At 72.0% G+C, this 17457-nt stretch carries 16 protein-coding genes; 4 read left to right on the forward strand and 12 right to left on the reverse strand.

Features of this window, described 5'->3' with window-relative positions; translation table 11 throughout:
* Nucleotides 1-100 precede the first annotated feature (100 nt).
* The 7 genes from OQ02_RS13970 to OQ02_RS14000 are packed head-to-tail and all read right to left on the reverse strand — an operon-like array spanning nt 101 to nt 6991.
* Nucleotides 101-898 (reverse strand): ABC transporter permease, encoded by a 798-nt coding sequence (locus OQ02_RS13970; protein ID WP_033438822.1) that lies wholly within the window; start codon nt 896-898, stop codon nt 101-103.
* Nucleotides 895-1662, reverse strand: coding sequence for an ABC transporter permease (locus OQ02_RS13975; RefSeq protein WP_033438823.1), 768 nt, complete (start codon nt 1660-1662; stop codon nt 895-897). Before OQ02_RS13975 ends, OQ02_RS13970 begins: the two co-directional genes overlap by 4 nt.
* Nucleotides 1659-2618: an ABC transporter ATP-binding protein gene (locus OQ02_RS13980; RefSeq protein WP_033438824.1), complete on the reverse strand. Its 960-nt coding sequence runs from the start codon at nt 2616-2618 to the stop codon at nt 1659-1661. Before OQ02_RS13980 ends, OQ02_RS13975 begins: the two co-directional genes overlap by 4 nt.
* The gene (locus OQ02_RS13985; protein ID WP_033438825.1) at nt 2618-3685 is read right to left on the reverse strand and encodes a nucleotidyltransferase family protein; all 1068 of its coding nucleotides are present in this window, start codon (nt 3683-3685) and stop codon (nt 2618-2620) included. Before OQ02_RS13985 ends, OQ02_RS13980 begins: the two co-directional genes overlap by 1 nt.
* 7 nt (nt 3686-3692) lie before the next feature.
* On the reverse strand, nt 3693-4886 hold the full coding sequence (locus OQ02_RS13990; RefSeq protein ID WP_033438826.1) for a M16 family metallopeptidase: 1194 nt from the start codon (nt 4884-4886) through the stop codon (nt 3693-3695).
* Nucleotides 4879-5793: a hypothetical protein gene (locus OQ02_RS44775; protein ID WP_033438827.1), complete on the reverse strand. Its 915-nt coding sequence runs from the start codon at nt 5791-5793 to the stop codon at nt 4879-4881. Before OQ02_RS44775 ends, OQ02_RS13990 begins: the two co-directional genes overlap by 8 nt.
* Nucleotides 5777-6991, reverse strand: a complete 1215-nt coding sequence (locus tag OQ02_RS14000) for a M16 family metallopeptidase (protein ID WP_081915614.1) — start codon at nt 6989-6991, stop codon at nt 5777-5779. The genes OQ02_RS44775 and OQ02_RS14000 overlap by 17 nt, the downstream gene beginning before the upstream one ends.
* A 492-nt stretch (nt 6992-7483) precedes the next feature.
* Here OQ02_RS14000 and OQ02_RS14005 point away from each other — a divergent pair, with 492 nt between their 5' ends.
* Nucleotides 7484-7720 carry a hypothetical protein gene (locus OQ02_RS14005; RefSeq protein WP_033438829.1) on the forward strand — a complete coding sequence of 79 codons (237 nt, stop codon included), beginning with the start codon at nt 7484-7486 and terminating at the stop codon, nt 7718-7720.
* Nucleotides 7721-7849: 129 nt separating this feature from the next.
* Nucleotides 7850-8836 carry a LacI family DNA-binding transcriptional regulator gene (locus OQ02_RS14010; RefSeq protein ID WP_033438830.1) on the forward strand — a complete coding sequence of 329 codons (987 nt, stop codon included), beginning with the start codon at nt 7850-7852 and terminating at the stop codon, nt 8834-8836.
* Nucleotides 8837-8881: 45 nt separating this feature from the next.
* Here the strand turns inward: OQ02_RS14010 and OQ02_RS14015 are convergent, their stop codons facing one another.
* The 5 genes from OQ02_RS14015 to OQ02_RS14030 form a co-directional block, all read right to left on the reverse strand.
* Nucleotides 8882-10099 (reverse strand): SGNH/GDSL hydrolase family protein, encoded by a 1218-nt coding sequence (locus OQ02_RS14015; protein WP_156077039.1) that lies wholly within the window; start codon nt 10097-10099, stop codon nt 8882-8884.
* Nucleotides 10100-10154: 55 nt separating this feature from the next.
* Nucleotides 10155-10802: an MBL fold metallo-hydrolase gene (locus tag OQ02_RS14020; protein WP_033438832.1), complete on the reverse strand. Its 648-nt coding sequence runs from the start codon at nt 10800-10802 to the stop codon at nt 10155-10157.
* Nucleotides 10803-11101: 299 nt separating this feature from the next.
* Nucleotides 11102-11275 carry a hypothetical protein gene (locus OQ02_RS43740; RefSeq protein ID WP_197043324.1) on the reverse strand — a complete coding sequence of 58 codons (174 nt, stop codon included), beginning with the start codon at nt 11273-11275 and terminating at the stop codon, nt 11102-11104.
* A 163-nt stretch (nt 11276-11438) separates the two neighbouring features.
* Nucleotides 11439-13166, reverse strand: a complete 1728-nt coding sequence (locus OQ02_RS14025) for an ABC transporter ATP-binding protein (protein ID WP_197043334.1) — start codon at nt 13164-13166, stop codon at nt 11439-11441.
* Nucleotides 13163-14788: an ABC transporter ATP-binding protein gene (locus OQ02_RS14030; protein WP_231500020.1), complete on the reverse strand. Its 1626-nt coding sequence runs from the start codon at nt 14786-14788 to the stop codon at nt 13163-13165. The genes OQ02_RS14025 and OQ02_RS14030 overlap by 4 nt, the downstream gene beginning before the upstream one ends.
* Nucleotides 14789-14996: 208 nt before the next feature.
* On the opposite strand from OQ02_RS14030, the gene OQ02_RS14035 reads away from it, so the two are divergent.
* Together OQ02_RS14035 and OQ02_RS14040 are read left to right on the forward strand one after the other, a co-directional pair.
* Nucleotides 14997-16343: a lysine N(6)-hydroxylase/L-ornithine N(5)-oxygenase family protein gene (locus OQ02_RS14035; protein ID WP_033438835.1), complete on the forward strand. Its 1347-nt coding sequence runs from the start codon at nt 14997-14999 to the stop codon at nt 16341-16343.
* 82 nt (nt 16344-16425) lie between these two features.
* Nucleotides 16426-17433 (forward strand): iron-siderophore ABC transporter substrate-binding protein, encoded by a 1008-nt coding sequence (locus OQ02_RS14040; RefSeq protein WP_033438836.1) that lies wholly within the window; start codon nt 16426-16428, stop codon nt 17431-17433.
* The last annotated feature ends 24 nt before the right edge of the window (nt 17434-17457 follow it).

Consider the following 17457-nt stretch of genomic DNA (forward strand, 5'->3'; position numbering starts at 1 on the left):
CACATCTGCTTTGAGGACAGGCCCTAGGTCGCGGTGGTGCTGGGACCGAGCGGTGGTGTCGGGCCGGAGCGCCCTGTCGGGGCGCAGCGCCGGCGGGCGGTCAGTCGCCGAACTCGATGGAGCCGTCCCGCCGCCCGCTCTCCGCGAGGTGCCGGAAGGCGAGGCCCGCGACCACCAGCCAGCCGGTCGCCACGCACAGCTCCAGCGCCGCACCACCCACCACCACACCCGCCGGCGCGCCGGACAGCAGGTCACGCACCGCGCCAAGCCCGTGCGTCAGCGGCAGCACTTCGGCCAGTTGCGGGAACGGGGCGGGCCAGAACGTGGTCGGCACCTGGACCCCGCACACGAGCATCAGCGTCAGTGAGCTGAGCCCGCTCACCAGGTTGCGCACCTCAACCTTGCGCAGCACGAACGCCGACAGCACCAGGCCGAAGCAGTAGGTCGACCACGACACCAAGGCGATCAGCGGCAGCGCGAGCAGCGCCCGTGGCATCGGCATCGGCAGGCCGAACAGCGGCGACAGCACGAACAGCGCGATCGAAGCGCACATCGTCCCGTCCAGCAGCCACTGCGCGCTGCGCCCGACGAACAGCGGGAACGGGCTGGTCGGCGCGGCCACCAGCAGCGGCAGCGTGCCGGCCTGCCGCTCCCACGCCGTCGACGCGCACACCAGCAGCGACACCAGCGCCGCGATGAACACCGCGTTCCCGACGAGCAGGTACTGCGTCCGCTCCGCCGACCCGAGAAGCCGCCCGATCACGGCGTAGAACGCCACCTGCGCCAAGATCCGGGACAGCCAGGCGAACGACCACGTGCGCCACGTGTAGATCGCCCGCAGGTCCGCCAGCGCGCTGGTGAACGCGGCGGCCAGCACCCTCGCGTTGTCGCGGATCACGCGAAGCTCACCGCCCCCGTCGTGCGGACCCGCTCCAGGATGCGCCGCAGCACCCACACGCCCGCCACCATCGCGGCCAGCCCCAGACCGGCCACCACCGCCAACCGCGTTAACGCGTTCGGCACGGCACCCGGACGCAGGCAGTCGCGGATCAGGTCGGTCGACCACGACAGGAAGACGACCTTGGTGATCGGCTGCAGCCACTCCGGCAACAGCGGTGCGGGCACTACGGCGCCGCTGAGCAGGTAGAAGGGGTAGGACAACGCGTTCTGGAACGTCCGCGCCGACCGGGACAGCACGAAGATGCCCGCCAGCGCCGAAGCCGTCATCGCCATCGACACGGCGGTCAGGACCAGCGTCACCGCGAAGAGCCACCCGTGGTGGACGTCCACCACCACGCCGAACACGAGCCGGGCCACGATGACGCTCTCGACCAGCGACAGCAGGCTGATCACGGTCACGGTCACGGTCCGGCCGAGCACCACCAGCGCCAACGGCGCGGGCGTGCTGATCAGCGCTTCCAGCGTGCCCTGGCCGCGATCCGCGTCGATGATGCCGCCGGACTCGACGATCGCCATGTTCCACACCGCGATCACGGTCGCGCCCACCACCGCGTAGGGGGCCAGGTCCGACCGCCCGGAGTGCACCATGATCGCCACCAGGGCGAGCGTGAACAGCGGTGTGTTGACGAGCGCGCTCAGGTTGGCGACCCGGCGCATCTGAAGCCCCTGGAACCACACCGCGGCGCCGAAGACGGTGATCACCGCACCACGCTTCCCCGGTCGCCGATGACGTGCAGGTAGACGTCCGCCAGCGACGGCTTGCCGGTGGAGATCCGCGCGACACCGGCCTTGACCAGCAGTTCGACCACCCGTCCCGCCGCGCCTGCCGCGTCGGTCTCCACCACCAGCGAGCCCTCGGACCGGGTGGCGTCACGCACGCCCGGCACCGCACGCACGGACACCGCGACGTCCTCGGGAACGTCCTCGGCGACCACCCGCTCGTAGGTGCTCAGCCAGTCGCCGATCGTCTTCGGGTTCTCCGTGGCCACGAGCTTGCCGCCGTCGATCAGCGACACCCGGTCGCAGACCGCCTCGGCCTCGGCCATGTCGTGCGTGGTGATCAGGATCGTCCGGCCCTCGGCGCGCAGTTCGCCGACGAGGGTGCGGAAGTCCCTGGCCGCCACCGGGTCCATGCCGATGGTCGGCTCGTCGAGCACGAGCAGCTTGGGGTCGCCGATCAACCCCCGCGCGAGGTGCAGGCGCTGCTTCATGCCGCGCGAGAACGTCTCGACGCGCTCGTCGGCCCGGTCGGCCAGGCCCACCCGCTCCAGCAGCGCGGCGGACCGCTGCCTGCCCACGGCTCGCGGCTGCCGGTACAGCGCCGACCAGTAACGCAGGTTCTGGCGCGCGGTGAGCCTGCCGTACAGGCCGCGTTCGCCGCCGAACACGATGCCGAGCAGGCGGCGCACCGCCGCGGTGTCGGTGACGACGTCGTGGCCGAAGACCTCGACCCGTCCGCCGGTCGGCAGCAGCACGGTGGAGAGGATCTTGCACAGCGTGGTCTTGCCCGCGCCGTTGGGCCCGAGGAGCCCGTGCACCTCACCGACGGCGACGGACAGGTCGATCCCGTCCAACGCGACCCGCGGCTCCTGCCGCTTGCGCTCGTACGAACGCCGCAGCCCTTCGACCACGACGGCAGAACCGGTCGGCTCGCCCATCAGTCCCTGCCGTCCAGTTCCGCGAGCGCCCGGTCGTACTGCTCCTGGGTCACCTCGACGCGGTCGACCATCAGGTAGTCGCCCACCGGCGTCTCCATCAGGACACCGCCGTCGTAGCGGTGCACGCGGGCCTGCTCCATGTCGTCACGCCTCGCCTCGCGCAGCAGCAGACCGCCGACCGACCTGCCCGCGGCCAACGCCGCCGCGATCGGGTCGTCCGGCGGTTCCGGTCGTGCCCAGGCGAGCCGCCGCTCCCGTTCTCGTCCAGCCGCGGCGCGCAGCGGCACGAGCGCGTCGCCGAGCGGACCGAGGTCGATCTTGGCCGCCGCCAGCTCCAGCAGCTCCAGCGCTTCCGGCGCGAGGTTCCACTGCTCGGCCGCGGCGGTGAAGTCCGCGCACGACGTGACCAGCGGGCCGAGCACGGCCACGTCGGTCAGGTCCTTGGCGGTGAAGGCGCGCTGGAACCGCTCCTCGGCCAGCGCGAGCAGGTTGGACGTGATCGGGTCGTCCGGCAGCGGCGCCCGGACCGGCACCGGCCCCTGGTCACCGGGGAACGCCGCGGTGGACAGCTCCACGATGTGCTGCTTGTCCAGCAACGGGTCCGCGCCCGGCCAGAACAGCTCGACGACCAGGTGCTGCTCGGGGTGGCCGAAGACCGACACCCCTATCGACTCGATCGGGCACAGCTCCAGGACCGCCCGCACCGCGCGCCACAGCGTCGGCTCGTCGGCCACCACCAGGTCCAGGTCGCCGACGGGGCGCACCAGCCCTTCCGGGTAGTGCCGGGCCACCGACGGTCCTTTGAGGACGGTGACGGGCACCCGCGCGGACAGCTCGGCGAGGGCTTCGGCGTAGAGCGCACGGCGGGTCTTGGTGCGGTTCAGCTCGTCCGACGAGCCGCTGCCCAGCGCCACGCCCTCGTGCGCGAACGCCGACAGCACCAGCGCGGGGAACGACCAGCCGTGGGCGCGCGAGGCGCGCACCAGCACGTCGGGTGTCTCGTCCTCGTCCACGTCCAGCAGCCGGTGGAACAGGGCGAGGTCGACCCTGGTGGCGGTGGTGGTCATGGTGCGGTCATCCTCCGGCTCGTACCACTGTCGTCAGGTTGGCCAGCACGGTGGCGGCGGCCTCGGCGATCGCGCCGGCCGGCACCGTCGTCAGGGCCGCCAGGTCGGCGTCCGCGGACCACGGGACGCTGCCCGCACGGGACCGGACGCCCGCCAACTTGGCCAGTTCCAACGGGTCCTCGGTCCGGAGCAGCAGCTGCACCTCCGCCCGCCGCTTGGCCGTGAGCAGGTCTTCGTCCGCCGGACCGCGGTCGGCGAGTTCGCCGAGCAGGTCGCGCACGATCCGCTCGACCCGGTCGCCGTTGCCGTCGTCGACACCGACGAGCATCCGCCACGCGCCGGCCTCGGTGTAGCCGCGGTCCCACGTGTCGAACGCGTAGCCGAGCGCGTGCTCGTCACGCAGCCGTTGGTAGAGCAGCGACGCGGGGCTGGAGTCCAGCAGCAGCGCCAGCAGGTCGTACGCCGGACGGCCCGGGTCGCCCATGGCGGGGGAGCGGACGCCGAAGCACAGCCAGAAGTAGCCCTGGGGCCACGTGATCGGGTCCCGCCGCACGGGGGTGAGCGGCGCGTGGTCGTCGGGCAGGCGGTCACCGGCCAGGTCACCGGCCAGGTCGGCGATCACGTCGTCGGGCAGGCCCGGCACCTCGGGCCCGACCACGGACAGGCTCACCGGGCGGGTCAGGACCGCGTTCGCGTGGTGCGCGCGCACGTGCTCGGGGCTGATCGCGCGGATGCCCTCCGGGGTGCCGCCGACCGGCGCGCCGAGCGGGTGGTCGGGGAACAGCGCGTCGAGGATGGCGTCCTGCGCCTGCTCGCTCGGGTCGGCCGCGCCACCGGCCAACTCCTGGAGCACGACGTCCTTCTCCCTGGCCACGGTCGCCTCGTCGGGGTCGAGCGCGTACACCGCCTCCAGCAGCAGCTCCAGCACCTTCGGCGCGTCCTGCGCGTGCACCTGTGCGTAGAACTGCTGTTCCTCCAGGCCGGTGTGCGCGTTGACCGTGCCGCCCATCCGCTCGGTGCGCCGGCTGAACGACTCGCCGCCGCGCAGCGGTGCGGACATCACCAGGTGCTCCACCAGGTGGGTCAGGCCACCGAGCCCTTCCGGGTCCGACCGCGACCCGCAGGTGACGGTGAGGCAGAAGCTCGTGGTCCGCAGACCGGGTTGGACCGTGGGCAACAGGGCCAAGCGGCGGTCAGCCACCGGGAACCACCTCCGCGGGCAGTGAGGGCGAGGCCAGTGGGAGCGAGGGCGGTGAGGGCGACACCAGTGGGAGTGCGGACAGCGGGAGGGACCAGTACGTCGTGTCCGGTCGCCAGCCCTTGGCCACCAGCGCTTCGTAGACCCGGTCCGCGGTGGGGCCACCACCGGACACGTAGCCGCGCAGCGGCAGACCGCACGCGCGGGCGTGCTCCACCGCCGCCGACGTGAGCAGCGACCCCGCGGGGGTGCCGTGCGCGCGTGGCAGCACGAACTGGTCGAACAGCTCCAGGCGGTCCCGCCCGGTCAGGTCGTCCTGGTCGGGCAGCACGGTGGCGTGGCCCGCGAAGCCGTCGGCGTCGTGCGCGACGAACACCGCGCCGACCTCCAACGCCTGCCCGAACAGCCCGACCGCGTACTCGTCCACTGTGGACTCGTCGGTGGCGACGCCGGCCAGGCGGTAGCCGTCGACCAGCGCGGCGACGAACAGCGGCACGACGTCGTCGGCGTCGTCCGCGGTCGCTTGCCGGACCTGCCAGCCGGGTGCCGGACCCGTGGTCACCAGTCGATCGGTGGCGAGCACGTAACGCATGTAGGCCGTCCCACCGGGAGTGGCGAGCGGCTCGCTACCGGGTGGTAGCACCAGCACCAGCCGGTCGATCCCCGGGTGGAGCGCCGTCGCGGCCACGGCCAGTTCCGCCACCAGCTCCGGTCCGGTGTGGACGGACGACGTGAGGAAGGTGACCAGCGCGCGGGCGTCGCCCGTGACGTCGTCCACCTCGGGGGTGATCACCACCAGCCGGTCCGCCACCCGGGCGAGCGCGTCGGACTCGGCCAACAGGTCGGCGACGTCGTCCGCGACACCGAGCGCGCGCAGCTCGGCCGCGTCGGCGTCAGGACGCGACGACATGCGTGTAGCCCTTCAAAACCCGTGCAGCCGCGGCGCGGACGTCCTCGTGGTCGACCCCGGCGATCAGCCGCCGGACCGCGTCCACCGGCGGTTCACCCGAACCGACCAGGGGCAGCCACGCGCAGTCCAGGTGGGCCAGCGCGACCGGGTCCTCGTTGTCCAGCAGCACCGAGCCGACCGCCTGCCGCTTCGCGGCGTCCAGGTGACCGCCCGCCAGCCGGCCGGACGCCACGGCGTCGAGGCAGTCGTGGACCGTCCGCTCCACCAGGGGCACGTGTTCCGGCGGCGCGCCCACGACGACCGACCACGAGCCGACGTCGCGGTAGGCGGTGTGGAAGGACTGGAGCTGATATCCCATCCCGAGTTCGCCGCGCAGCCGTTCGTACAGCACCGAGCCGGGGGTGCCGCCGATCGCCGCCGCGAGCACCTCGGCCGCGGCCCACTGCGAGGTGGACCGGCCCGCGCCGGGTCCGCCCGCGACCAGGTAGGCGTACTCGGCGTCCGGGTCGGCTGCGGGGAGGGGCGGCGCGGCCACCGCGCGGTCGGACAACGCCGGTGCGCCGGTCCGCTCGAGCCGTGCCAGTTCGCCGCCGGTGAGGACGTCGAACGACTCGGCGAGCAGGTCGGGCGGTCCCACCAGGCTGATGTCGACCGGGTGCGCCGCCAGGGTGCGCGAGTGCGCCCGGAGCACGTCCTCGGCGGGTAGTTCGGGGAAGTTTTCGACGTCGCCGCCGACCGGGCGGGCGAACGGGCCGCCGGCGAACAGCGCGCCGTGGAACGATTCCCTGGCCACGTCGATCGGATCGGCCGCCGCGGCGAGGAGTTCCTGGAGGACGACCGAGCGCTCGGAATCGCACAGCTCGTCGGTGATCCGGGGCCGGGCGACCGCGCGGTCCAGGTGGCGCACGCACTCGACCGCGGCCTCCGGGGGCACGCGCGCCCAGAACACCACCGCTTCGTGCGAGGTGGAGGCGTTGGACTGGCCGCCGACCGAGTCGACCCACTTGGCCAGCGGGGTGTCACCGTCGCAGGGCGCCTCGAGCACCAGGTGCTCCACCAAATGAGACAGTCCACTCTGGTCTGGAGCATCGTGCGCCGCACCCGCGCCAAGTGAGACGCACACCGTCACGCTTCGCACTCCGAGCGAGCCGTCCAGCGCCACGCGAACCCCGTTGTCCAGGGCCTTCACCACGAACATTCCGCTCCCGTGGGGTCGCGATCCGGAGGAAGAAGAGCGGGGACGGAGTCAGCAGACTCCGCCCCCGCTCATGATCACTTGCCCTTGCCCTTGATCACCAGCTTGGGGCGGAGCGTCGCAGTGTGCTTGCGAGTCATGATGAACCTCCCTTCAACGTGGCCTCCGGTCGCCGTGGGGCCACCGGATTCGAGGCTGGACAAGGAGATCACGAGAAGGCGTGAGGCCGTGTTCCCGAGGTCTCCCCCTGTTGCACGTTGCCGCCGCCGGTCTTCGGGAGGCGGCGCCGCGTTGGCCAGACTACGTGCGGTGAACGGACGGTGACCGAAGATTATGAACCTCGTGTAGTGACGATCACCACGTTGCTGTAACGCCACCGATCTGGAATACGACGATCACCGCTGCCGAGGCCGCTCGGGCGGGCACCCGGTAAGACTTCGCGGGGTCGCGGCGATAACCCCAGTGCACAACTACTGGGGACGACGGTGAAAGATCATGGATGACGAGTTGAACCACCGCGCGCGGGCCCTGCTCCGCGCGATCGAGGCCGGGCGGGTCGAGGTGACCCGCAGCAGCGAGCCGGATCTGAAGGTGGACGGCCTGCTGTGCTGCGACCAGGTCGCCGCGCGCGAACTGGCCCACGCCGGACTGCTCCGTCCGGCGCAACCGGGTTCCACCGGGCCGTGGGTGCGGGCGGAGTTGACGCCCGCCGGACGCGCGGTCCTGGCCTGACCACGGCGAATCCCGGCCGGAGGACTCTTGACGCTGCGTGCGCGTACCGGTTGACTGCGTGTCCGTAACCGGTTTCGGTACCGGTTACGCAGCAGCTTGCGCCGGGGTCAGCAGCCGAGGAGTGTCACCGTGCGGGTCACGATCGCCGAAGTCGCCCAACGGGCACAGGTGAGCAAGGCGACCGTGTCCCGGGTGCTCAACGGCAAACCGGACGTGGACGCGGCCACCGCCGCACGGGTGCGGCAGGTGATCGCCGACGTCGGCTACGTGCCCAGCGCACGGGCGGTCGGCCTGGCCCGCGGTCGCGCGCGCACCGTCGGCATGCTCGTGCCGTCGTTGACGTGGCCGTGGACCGGTGAGGTCGTGCAGGGCGCGGTGGACGAGCTGGAGGCCGAGGGGTACGGCCTGCTGCTGTACACGGTGAACCGGGGCGCGGAGTCGTTGGCGCAGTTCGCCAGCCACGTGTCGGCGAAGGCGTTCGACGGGCTGCTGGTGATCGAGCCGCCGGACACGTTGAGCTACATAGAGACGTTGCACGACCAGGGCCTGCCGGTGGTGATGATCGACGACCGGGGCAGCAGGCCCGGTTTCCCGTCGGTGAGCACCACGAACCGGGAAGGTGCGCAGCACGCGGCGCAGCACCTGATGTCGGCCGGCCGCACCGCGTTCGCCGTGGTGACGGGGCCGTCGGACTTCGGGTGCGTGCGGGAGCGGCTGGACGGTTTCCTCGACGCCCTTGGCGACGCGGGCGTGCACGTCGACCCGAGACTGGTGGTGGAGGGCGACTTCGGCACCGACCGCGGTGCGGAGGCGACGGAGAAGATGCTGGCCACCGGGCTTCGCTTCGACGCGGTGTTCGCGCACAACGACTTGTCGGCGCTGGGTGTCATCCGGGCGTTGAACGCGGCCGGACGGACCGTGCCGGAGGACGTCGCGGTGGTCGGCTTCGACGACGTGCCGATCGCCGCGCACGCCGAGCTGACGACCGTCCGGCAGCCGATGCGGGCGATGGGCGAAGCCGCCGCGCGGCTGCTGCTGTCCCGGCTCGAAGGCGCGGTCCTGGCGCCGGAACCGGTCGTGCTGCCCACCGAGTTCGTCGTCCGCCGGTCGGGCTGAGCCGAACCGGGCCTGCCTGGTGCAGGCCCGGTTCGCCTTGCGGTGTCAGCGGAACAGGCGGAGCGGGATCGCCTCGGCCATCGCCTCGTTGCCCTTGTCGTTGGGGTGCAGGTGGTCGCCGCTGTCGAACGCCGCGAGGAGGCGGTCCGGTGCGGCGGGGTCGCGCAGCGCCCGGTCGAAGTCGATCACGGCGTCGAACGCGCCACCGGTGCGGATCCACCGGTTCACCTCTTGCCGGGTGGCCTCGTTCTCGGGGCTGTAGAAGCCGAACGTGTCGTCGCGGAACGGCGTGATCGTGCCGCCGTACACCTTCAGCCCGCGTTCGTGCGCCCGTGCGATGAGCTGCGAGTGGCCGGCGATGATGTCCGCGGCCGTGACCTTCTCCGACGCGGGCGCGGTGGGCGTGCCGGGGTGGCCGATGTCGTTGACGCCCAGCAGGACGATCACGTACCGCGCGCCCGGTTGGACCAGCACGTCGCGGTCCAGTCGGCGCAGGCCGCTCTCGCCGAACAGCGCCGCGTACCCCTCGGCCGGCGAGCCCGCCGGGGGGTTGGGGTCGTGCAGCAGGCGGTTGCCCGCGATGCCCTTGTTCAGCACGCCGAGGTGCGGTGCGCGCCGGGCCAGGTAGTCGGACCAGCGGTTGTTGGCGTTGAGGGACGTCCCGGCGGTGATCGAGTCGCCGAACGCCACCACGGCCGAAGCCGACGACCGCACGCTCACGCCCGACAGGAAGTACCACCGATCGGTCGTGCCGGTCGGCGTGATGTCCGCGCTGCCGGTGACGTTGCCCGCCGCGATGTAGTTCTGCTGGTACGCGAACGCGCTGGTGGTCGTGCCGGGCGTGTGGTCCGGCAGGTGGATGCTGACCAGCAGGTCAACCCGGGCCTTGAGCCGCAGCGGGATCGGGTCGCTCAACGCCGGCGCGCCGGGCGGGATGGTGACCGACTCGCGCCCGCCGAACGTGACCAGGCGGTCGGTCGACGGCACGGCACGCGCGCCGGAGTCGCGGAGCGCCACGTGCGTCTCGCCGACGACGAGCGGTGCCGTGCCGAACTCGTTGGACAGCCGCACGCGCACGGAGTCGCCGCCGACGCTGGTCCGCACGACCTGCCGGATCGTCTGGTCCTCGAACGCGGTCGAGTCGCTCGCCGGCACGGTGGTGACCGCGCCGGACCACGTGCCGACCCAGCGATCGGGCGGCGCCGCCGCCGCGGGGGCGACTCCGAGCAACGCCAACACCAGTGCGGCGACCAGAGCTCTCACGGCGGCACTCTCCTCGACTGCTCGGGACAGAAAGTTTCGATCGAGTGCTCGATAGCTAAAGCCGTGCGCGGCCCCCGGTCAAGAGCGGATCGCCGTGGCCGACGCACAGGACGTCCGGTCCCAGGTCGAGCAGGCGTCGCACCGACTCCAGGAGCAGCGGCCGGTCGAGGTTGAAGACGCCGGGGATCGGCGCGCCCTCCCACGTCGCCACGGTGTCGCCGGTGAACAGGACGCCGGCGTCCGGCAGGTGGAGCGCGATGCTGCCCGGCGTGTGCCCGGGGATCGACAGCACCCGCGCGCCGCCGCCGAAGTCCAGCACGTCGCCCTCGTCCACCTCGCGGTCGACGGGGGAGTGGGGCGCGACCGGCACGCCGGGCGTCACGCGGTCGTACAGCTCCCGTTCCTCCGGCGGCACGATCGGCGGCGGCGCGGGTGCGTCGCCGCGGATGACCGGCGCCTCCAGCCCGTGCGCGTACACCGGCGCATCCGTCAACGCGCGCAGTTCCGCCGCCGACCCGATGTGGTCGTCGTGGAAGTGCGTCAGCACGATCCGCTCGATCCGACCCAGCGCGGCGATCTGCTCGGCGTACCCGGCTGTACCGGTGTCGATCACGGTCAGCGCGTCGCCTTCCTGCCACACGTACGCCTGCCCCACCGGGAACCGCAGCATCCGCAGGTTCGGCACCACATCGATGATCTCCACGCGCCAACGCTAAGCCGCCGGGCCGCGACCGTGCACCCGCTTTCGCCACGGGCGGACCGATCGCGGGTCGTGATCACCCGGAGGTGTCCGGAAGGGCGCTCCTGGGTACCACTGGAGCCGACACGGGGGTACGACACCACGTTGGGAGCAGACATGCCCTGGGTTCAGCGACACCGCAGACGCGTGCCGTACAGCTGGTTCCGCAAGACCACGGTGCACAGCCACTACCGCAGGTCGCCCGCCACGATCCCGACCGTCGTCGCGATCATCCTCGCGATCGTCCTGCTGATCGTCATCTTCTAGTTCCACGCGGTAACGCCGGATTCGGTGGGACCGGCGCTCGCGGCGGGACACTCGTCGCGGTGGCGCCAGCCGGGGTCGATGGCGCTCAGGTGCGGTATCACCAGAGCCGCTGCCGCCGCGCGGCTGCGGGCGCCGGTGCGGTCGAAGATGTGCTCCATGTGCTTGCGCACGGTGCTGGTCCTGCACTTCCACGGATGCAGCGGCGACCTGCCGTTCGACGTGGCCGGTGGCCCCGACTACGACCTCTACCTCAGGGTGATCCGCACGGCGTAGTGGCAGCCGGTGATCGCGGCACCCGGATTCGGGCGCCGCGATCACCGCTGTGCCGCCGTGTCAGGACCGGGTTCCGGACCAGGCCGACCACAGCTCGGCGTACCGACCGCCGGCGGCCAGCAGCTCCTCGTGCGTGCCGCTCTCCACCACCCGACCGGCCTCCAGCACCACCACGCGGTCCGCGGTCGCGGCCTGGGTGAGGCGGTGCGCCACCAGCAGCCCGGTCCGCCCGTCCAGCGCCCGCGCCGCCGCCGCCTCCAACTCCCGCGCGCCGGCGCTGCCCGCGTCCGCCGTCGCCTCGTCCAGGATCGCCACCGGCGGATCGGCCAGCACGAGCCGGGCCAGCGCCAACTGCTGCGCCTGCGCCACCGTCAGCCGGTGCCCGCCCTCGCCCACCACGGTGTCGAGCCCGGACGGCAACGCCGACACCCAGCCTCGCGCGCCCACCCGCTCCAGCGCGGCGAGGACGTCGGCATCCGTCGCGTCCGGCCGTGCCAGCCTCAGGTCGTCGGCCAGCGGACCGGCGAAGACGTGCACCTCCTGGGTGATCAACGCGACCGACCGCACCGCCGAACCCAGGTCGACCCCGCCGAGGCTGATGCTCCCGCTCGTCGGCTCGTGCACGCCCGCGATCAGCTTGGCCAGCGTCGTCTTGCCCGCTCCGGACGCGCCGACCAGCGCGACCCGTTCGCCGACGCCCAGCTCCAGGTCAACGTCGCGCAACACCGGATGTCCGTCCACATAGGAGTGGCAGACCCCGGCGAGCTTGATCGTCGTGTCCACCGGCCGGACCCGCCCCTCCAGCACGGGCATCGGCTCGTCCGTCACGCCCACCAGTCGGGACAACGACGCGGTCGCCGCCTGCACGTCGTCCGCCAGCGCCAGCGCCGCGTTGATCGGGTTGAACAGCCCGTGGAAGTACAGGGCCGCGGCGGTCGCCGTGCCGACCGACGCGGAACCCGCGCCCACCAACAGGAACCCGGTCACCAGCACGCCGGCCAGACCGATGAACTCGGCCAGGTTCAGCCGTCCGTAGAACCGCGTCAGCAGCCGGATGCCGCGCAACGCCAGGTCCACCGCCTCCTGCGACCGCGACCGCACCCGCGACACGTGCGACGACGCCAACCCGAACGTCCGCACGGTCGCCGCACCGCCGATGGAGTCCAGCAACTGCTGCTGCTGGACACCGACGGCGACCCGCTGCGCCGCGTACAGCCGCACCGCCCGCCCCCCGTACCAGCGCACGGTGTGCACGTGGATCGGCAGCGCCAGCAGCACCGGGATCAGGAACCGCCAGTCCAGCACCGCGATGCCGACCACGGTCAACCCGATCGTCAACGCCGACCGCGCCATCACCGGCAGCGCGTTGCGCACCGCGTCCCCGATCACCTGCACGTCCCGCGTCACCCGCGAGGTCAGGTCGCCCGAGCCCGCCTTCTCCACCCGCTCCAACGGCAGGTGCAGCGCGCGCTCCACGAACCTCTCGCGCAGGTCCGCGAGCATCCCCTCGCCCAACTTCGCCACCAGGGACGTGCCGAACGCCGTCGACACGCCCTGGGCGATCGCGACCAGCGCCAACACCACCACGGGCCACGTGAGGTCGGACGACCCCGCGCCCACCAGGTCGACGATCCGACCCAGCACCGGCGCGGTCACCAGCCCGACCGCCGTGCCCGCCAGCAGCACCAGCAGCGCCGCCCACGCCAACCCGCGGCGCGGTCGCACCAACTCGCCCACCGCGGCCCAGGTCCGCGTCCCGGACGCGGTCGCCAACAGCTCGCGCATCAGCTCAACACCACCAGTCGGTAGTCCTCGTCCGCCACCAGGTCCGCGTGCGCGCCGGACGAGACGACGGCGCCCGAAGCCAGGAACACCACGCGATCCGCCGCCGCCAGCAACGCCGGGCTCGTCGCCACCACGATCGTCGTCAGCCCCGTCCGCACCTGCTTGATCCCGGCGGCCAGCGACACCTCCGTCACCGCGTCCACGGCCGTGGTCGGGTCGTGCACCACGAGGACCGGGGGAGCGGCGGCCAGGGCGCGCGCCAGCGCCACCCGCTGCCGCTGCCCGCCCGACAACGACCGGCCGCGCGCCGAGATCACCGTGTCCAGCCCGTCCGGCAACGCCCGTGCGACGTCGTCCACCCGCGCCGCGTCCATCGCCTCGTCCACGCCACCGGTGTTCATCCCACCGGCTGACACGTTGTCCAGCACCGATCCCTCGAACAGGTCCGCGTCGTGCGCCGCGACCAGCACCGCCGACCGCAGCGCCGCACCCTCCACAGTGGACAGTGGCAGTCCGTCCAGCGTCACCGAACCGCCCGTCGGGTCCACCTCGCGCGCCAGCACGGCGAGCAACGACACCGCGTCCGCCGGATCACGCGCGACCACACCCAGCAGCTCGCCGGGTGCGGCCGTCAACGACACCCCGCGCAGCGACCCGGACACCACGTCGGCCAACTCGACCCGCCCGGCCACCGAAGCCGGCAACGCGGACGAGCCCGGCGGCACGGCCGGGGGAGCGGACAGCACCTCGGCCACCCGCGCGGCCGACGCCCGCCCCTGCGCGAACAGCCCGTTCACCCAGGAGAAGATCGACAGCGGCCACAGCAGGAACTGCGCCAACCCGACCGCCGCCACCAGTTCGCCGACGGTGATCGACCCGGCCGCCGCCAACCGGCCGCCGACCAGCGCCACGATCGCCAGGAAGACACCGGTCATCGCCAGCATCGACCCGTCCAGCCAGGCGCGGGACCGCGCCGCCCGGATCGCCGCCTCCATGGACGACCGGCTGGTCACCCGGTACCGCTGCGCCGCGGTCGCCTCCGCGCCGATGCCCTTCAACGCCCGCAGCCCGGCGACCAGGTCGGCCGCCACCCCGGACGCCAGCGCGGCCCGGTCCTGCTCGGCGTCGCTGCGCCGTTCGAGTGGCTTGCCGAGGAAGTGCGCCAAGCCCAACAACACCGGCGCGGCCACGAGGACGAGCAGCCCCAGCACCACCGACACCCGCAGCAGCGCCACCGCGCCCACGAGCACGCCGATCACGGCGGAGAACGCGATGGGCAACGCGAGGTTCACCTGCCCGACGCGTTGCGCGTCGCTGGTGGCGATGTTCGCCAGCTCGCCGGACAGCCTGCCCTCCGCCACGCCGCCGTCCGTCGCCAGCACCCGTGCGGCCAGCTTGGACCGCACCTCGTGCGCGGCCTGGTGGGACGCCTTCTCCCCGTTGCGCAAGGAGAACCGGAAGCTCAGCGACAGCGCCACGAACACCGCGGCCAGCACGCCGACCCAGAACGCCAGCCGCCCGCCCGCGCCGGTCCGCACCGCTTCGTCGATCACCACGCCGATCAGCAGGGGCACCGCGGCCTCGCCGGCCTGGTGCGCCGCACCGAGCGCCGAAGCGAGGGTCACCGACTTCCACTGCCCGGTCACCGCTTCCCGGAGAACAACCTTGGGGACAGCAGTCTTGAGGTCGGGTTCCACCCGGTGCCGCCTTCCGCTAAGTGGTAGGTGAGGCTACCCTAATGAAAAGAGAGGCCTGGATCACTCCCGCTGCGGACAAGCTTAGGTTAGGCTCACCAAAGTTCGATCATCTTGTTGTCGCACCGATGGGACACCCATGCCACAGCCACCGGTCTTCGACGTCCTCGGCGTCGGCTTCGGGCCCTCCAACCTGGCCCTGGCGATCGCCGTCACCGAGTACAACGCCGCCGCGCGCCCCGAAGACGTGGTGACCGCACACTTCCTGGAGCGCCAGTCGCGGTTCGGCTGGCACCGGGGGATGCTGATCGAGGACGCGACGATGCAGGTGTCGTTCCTCAAGGACCTGGTGACCCTGCGGAACCCGAACAGCACCTTCACGTTCCTCAGCTACCTGCACGAGCGGGGCAGGCTGGTCGACTTCATCAACCACAAGAACCTGTTCCCGCTGCGGGTCGAGTTCCACGACTACTTCGAGTGGGCCGCCGGTCGCGTGGACGACCTGGTGTCCTACGACCACGACGTGGTGGACGTCCGGCCGGTCACCGAGGACGGCGTGATCACGCACTTCGACGTCGCCTCGCGCACGTCGTCCGGTGAGGTGGAGGTGCGCCGCGCCCGGAACCTGGTGCTGGCCACCGGTCTGCGCGCGGCCCTGCCCGACGGCGTCCGGCCGTCCGAGCGGGTCTGGCACAACCGGGACTTCCTGCACCGCGTCGAGTCCCTGACCGACCCGCGCCGGCTGGTCGTGGTCGGCGCGGGGCAGAGCGGCGCCGAGGTCACCGCGTTCCTGCACGAGCGGTTCCCGTCCGCCGAGGTGTGCGCGGTGTTCGCCCGCTACGGCTACAGCCCGGCCGACGACAGCCCGTTCGCGAACCGGATCTTCGACCCGGACGCCGTCGACGACTTCTTCACCGCGCCCGAGCAGGTCAAGCGCAGGCTCATGGACTACCACGGCAACACCAACTACGCGGTGGTCGACAACGACCTGATCGCGGAGCTGTACCGGCGGGTGTACCGGGAGAAGGTGTTGGGGGAACAGCGGTTGCGGCTGCTCAACCTCTCCCGCGTCGCCGAGCTGGACGACCGCGAGGACGGCGTCACGGTGACCGTCGAATCGCTCGGCACCGGCGAGCGCGCCGTGCTGGAGGCGGACGCGATCGTCTACGCCACCGGGTACCACGAGGCCGACCCGACGGCGCTGCTCGGCGGCCTCGCCGACCGCTGCGCGCGGGACGAGCACGGCCGGCTCAGCGTGGGCCGCGACTACCGCCTGGACACCGACGACCACTTGCTGGCCGGGCTGTACCTCCAGGGCGGCACCGAGCACACGCACGGCATCTCGTCGTCCTTGCTGTCCAACACGTCCGTGCGGGTCGGGGAGATCCTCCAGTCCGTGCTCGGCCGCCGCGAGCCCGCGGTGCCGGCCCAGTCGGTCGAGCCGGTGCGGCCCGAGTACGCGATCAGCGTCTCACCGTCTCACTGAAACCCCTCGTCATGGGTTAGGTTATGCAAACCTAACTGGTGTTACTGCGGCGCGCCGCCGCGCCTCCGAAAGGGAAACCCTGATGTCCACGAAGTTCAGGCTGGTCGCGGTCGTCTCGGCCGCAGCGCTGGCGCTGGTCGCCTGCGGGGGCGGCGGCGACGCCGGCTCCGGGACGGTCCCGACCGGTGTTGCCTCCTCGGGCGCGTTCCCGGTCTCGGTCGAGCACAAGTACGGCACCACCGAGATCAAGGCCGAGCCGAAGAAGGTCGTCACGCTCGGCCTGTCCGACCAGGAGCCCGTGCTGGCGCTCGGCGTCAAGCCGGTCGGCGTCGTGGACTGGTTCAAGGAGCGGCCGTTCGGCAACTGGCCGTGGACCAAGGAACTCTGGGGCTCCACCCAGCCGGAGATCGTCGGCGAGCGCGACGAGTACAACCTGGAGAAGGTCGCCTCGCTCAAGCCCGACCTGATCGTCGCGGTCTACTCCGGGATGAAGAAGGAGCAGTACGAGACGCTGTCGAAGATCGCGCCCGTGGTGGCGCAGCCGAAGGCGTTCCCGGACTACGCCGCGCCGTGGCAGGACCAGACCCTGCACATCGGCAAGGCGCTGGGCAAGGAGAAGGAGGCCAAGGCGCTGATCGACGGCGTGGCCAAGCGCTTCGCCGACGCCAAGGCCGCGCACCCCGAGTGGGCCGGCAAGACGATGGTGGTGGCCGACAGCTTCAAGCCCGGCCAGTACTCCGCGTTCGCGCCGACCGACCCGAAGGCCATCTTCATGAAGGAGCTGGGCTTCACCCTGGTGGACGAGATCGGCAAGCTCGCCGGGCAGATGAACGTGGCCGAGTTCAGCGAGGAGCGGTTCGACCTGCTCGACGCCGACCGGCTGGTGTGGATCATGTTCGACCAGACCGCGTGGGAGCGGATCAAGTCCGTGCCCGCCTACCAGCGGCTGGGCGTCGTCAGCGAGAAGCGCGACCTGTTCCTCACCTACATGGACCCGCCGATCGGCGCGGCCATGTCGTTCAACACCGTGCTGAGCGTGCCCTACGGCATCGAGCAGGTCGTGCCGCTGCTCGAAGCGGTCAAGAACTAGTCGGTTCGATCCCACGGGTGGGGG

This window comes from Saccharothrix sp. NRRL B-16314, assembly GCF_000716595.1.
Lineage (GTDB): Bacteria > Actinomycetota > Actinomycetes > Mycobacteriales > Pseudonocardiaceae > Actinosynnema.

Coding starts and splice junctions, on each gene's coding strand:
- OQ02_RS13980 (WP_033438824.1), bottom strand. CDS start 2,618: ATGGGCGAGCCGACCGGTTCTGCCGTCGTGGTCGAAGGGCTGCGGCGT.
- OQ02_RS13985 (WP_033438825.1), bottom strand. CDS start 3,685: ATGACCACCACCGCCACCAGGGTCGACCTCGCCCTGTTCCACCGGCTG.
- OQ02_RS44775 (WP_033438827.1), bottom strand. CDS start 5,793: ATGTCGTCGCGTCCTGACGCCGACGCGGCCGAGCTGCGCGCGCTCGGT.
- OQ02_RS14000 (WP_081915614.1), bottom strand. CDS start 6,991: ATGTTCGTGGTGAAGGCCCTGGACAACGGGGTTCGCGTGGCGCTGGAC.
- OQ02_RS14005 (WP_033438829.1), top strand. CDS start 7,484: ATGGATGACGAGTTGAACCACCGCGCGCGGGCCCTGCTCCGCGCGATC.
- OQ02_RS14035 (WP_033438835.1), top strand. CDS start 14,997: ATGCCACAGCCACCGGTCTTCGACGTCCTCGGCGTCGGCTTCGGGCCC.
- OQ02_RS14040 (WP_033438836.1), top strand. CDS start 16,426: ATGTCCACGAAGTTCAGGCTGGTCGCGGTCGTCTCGGCCGCAGCGCTG.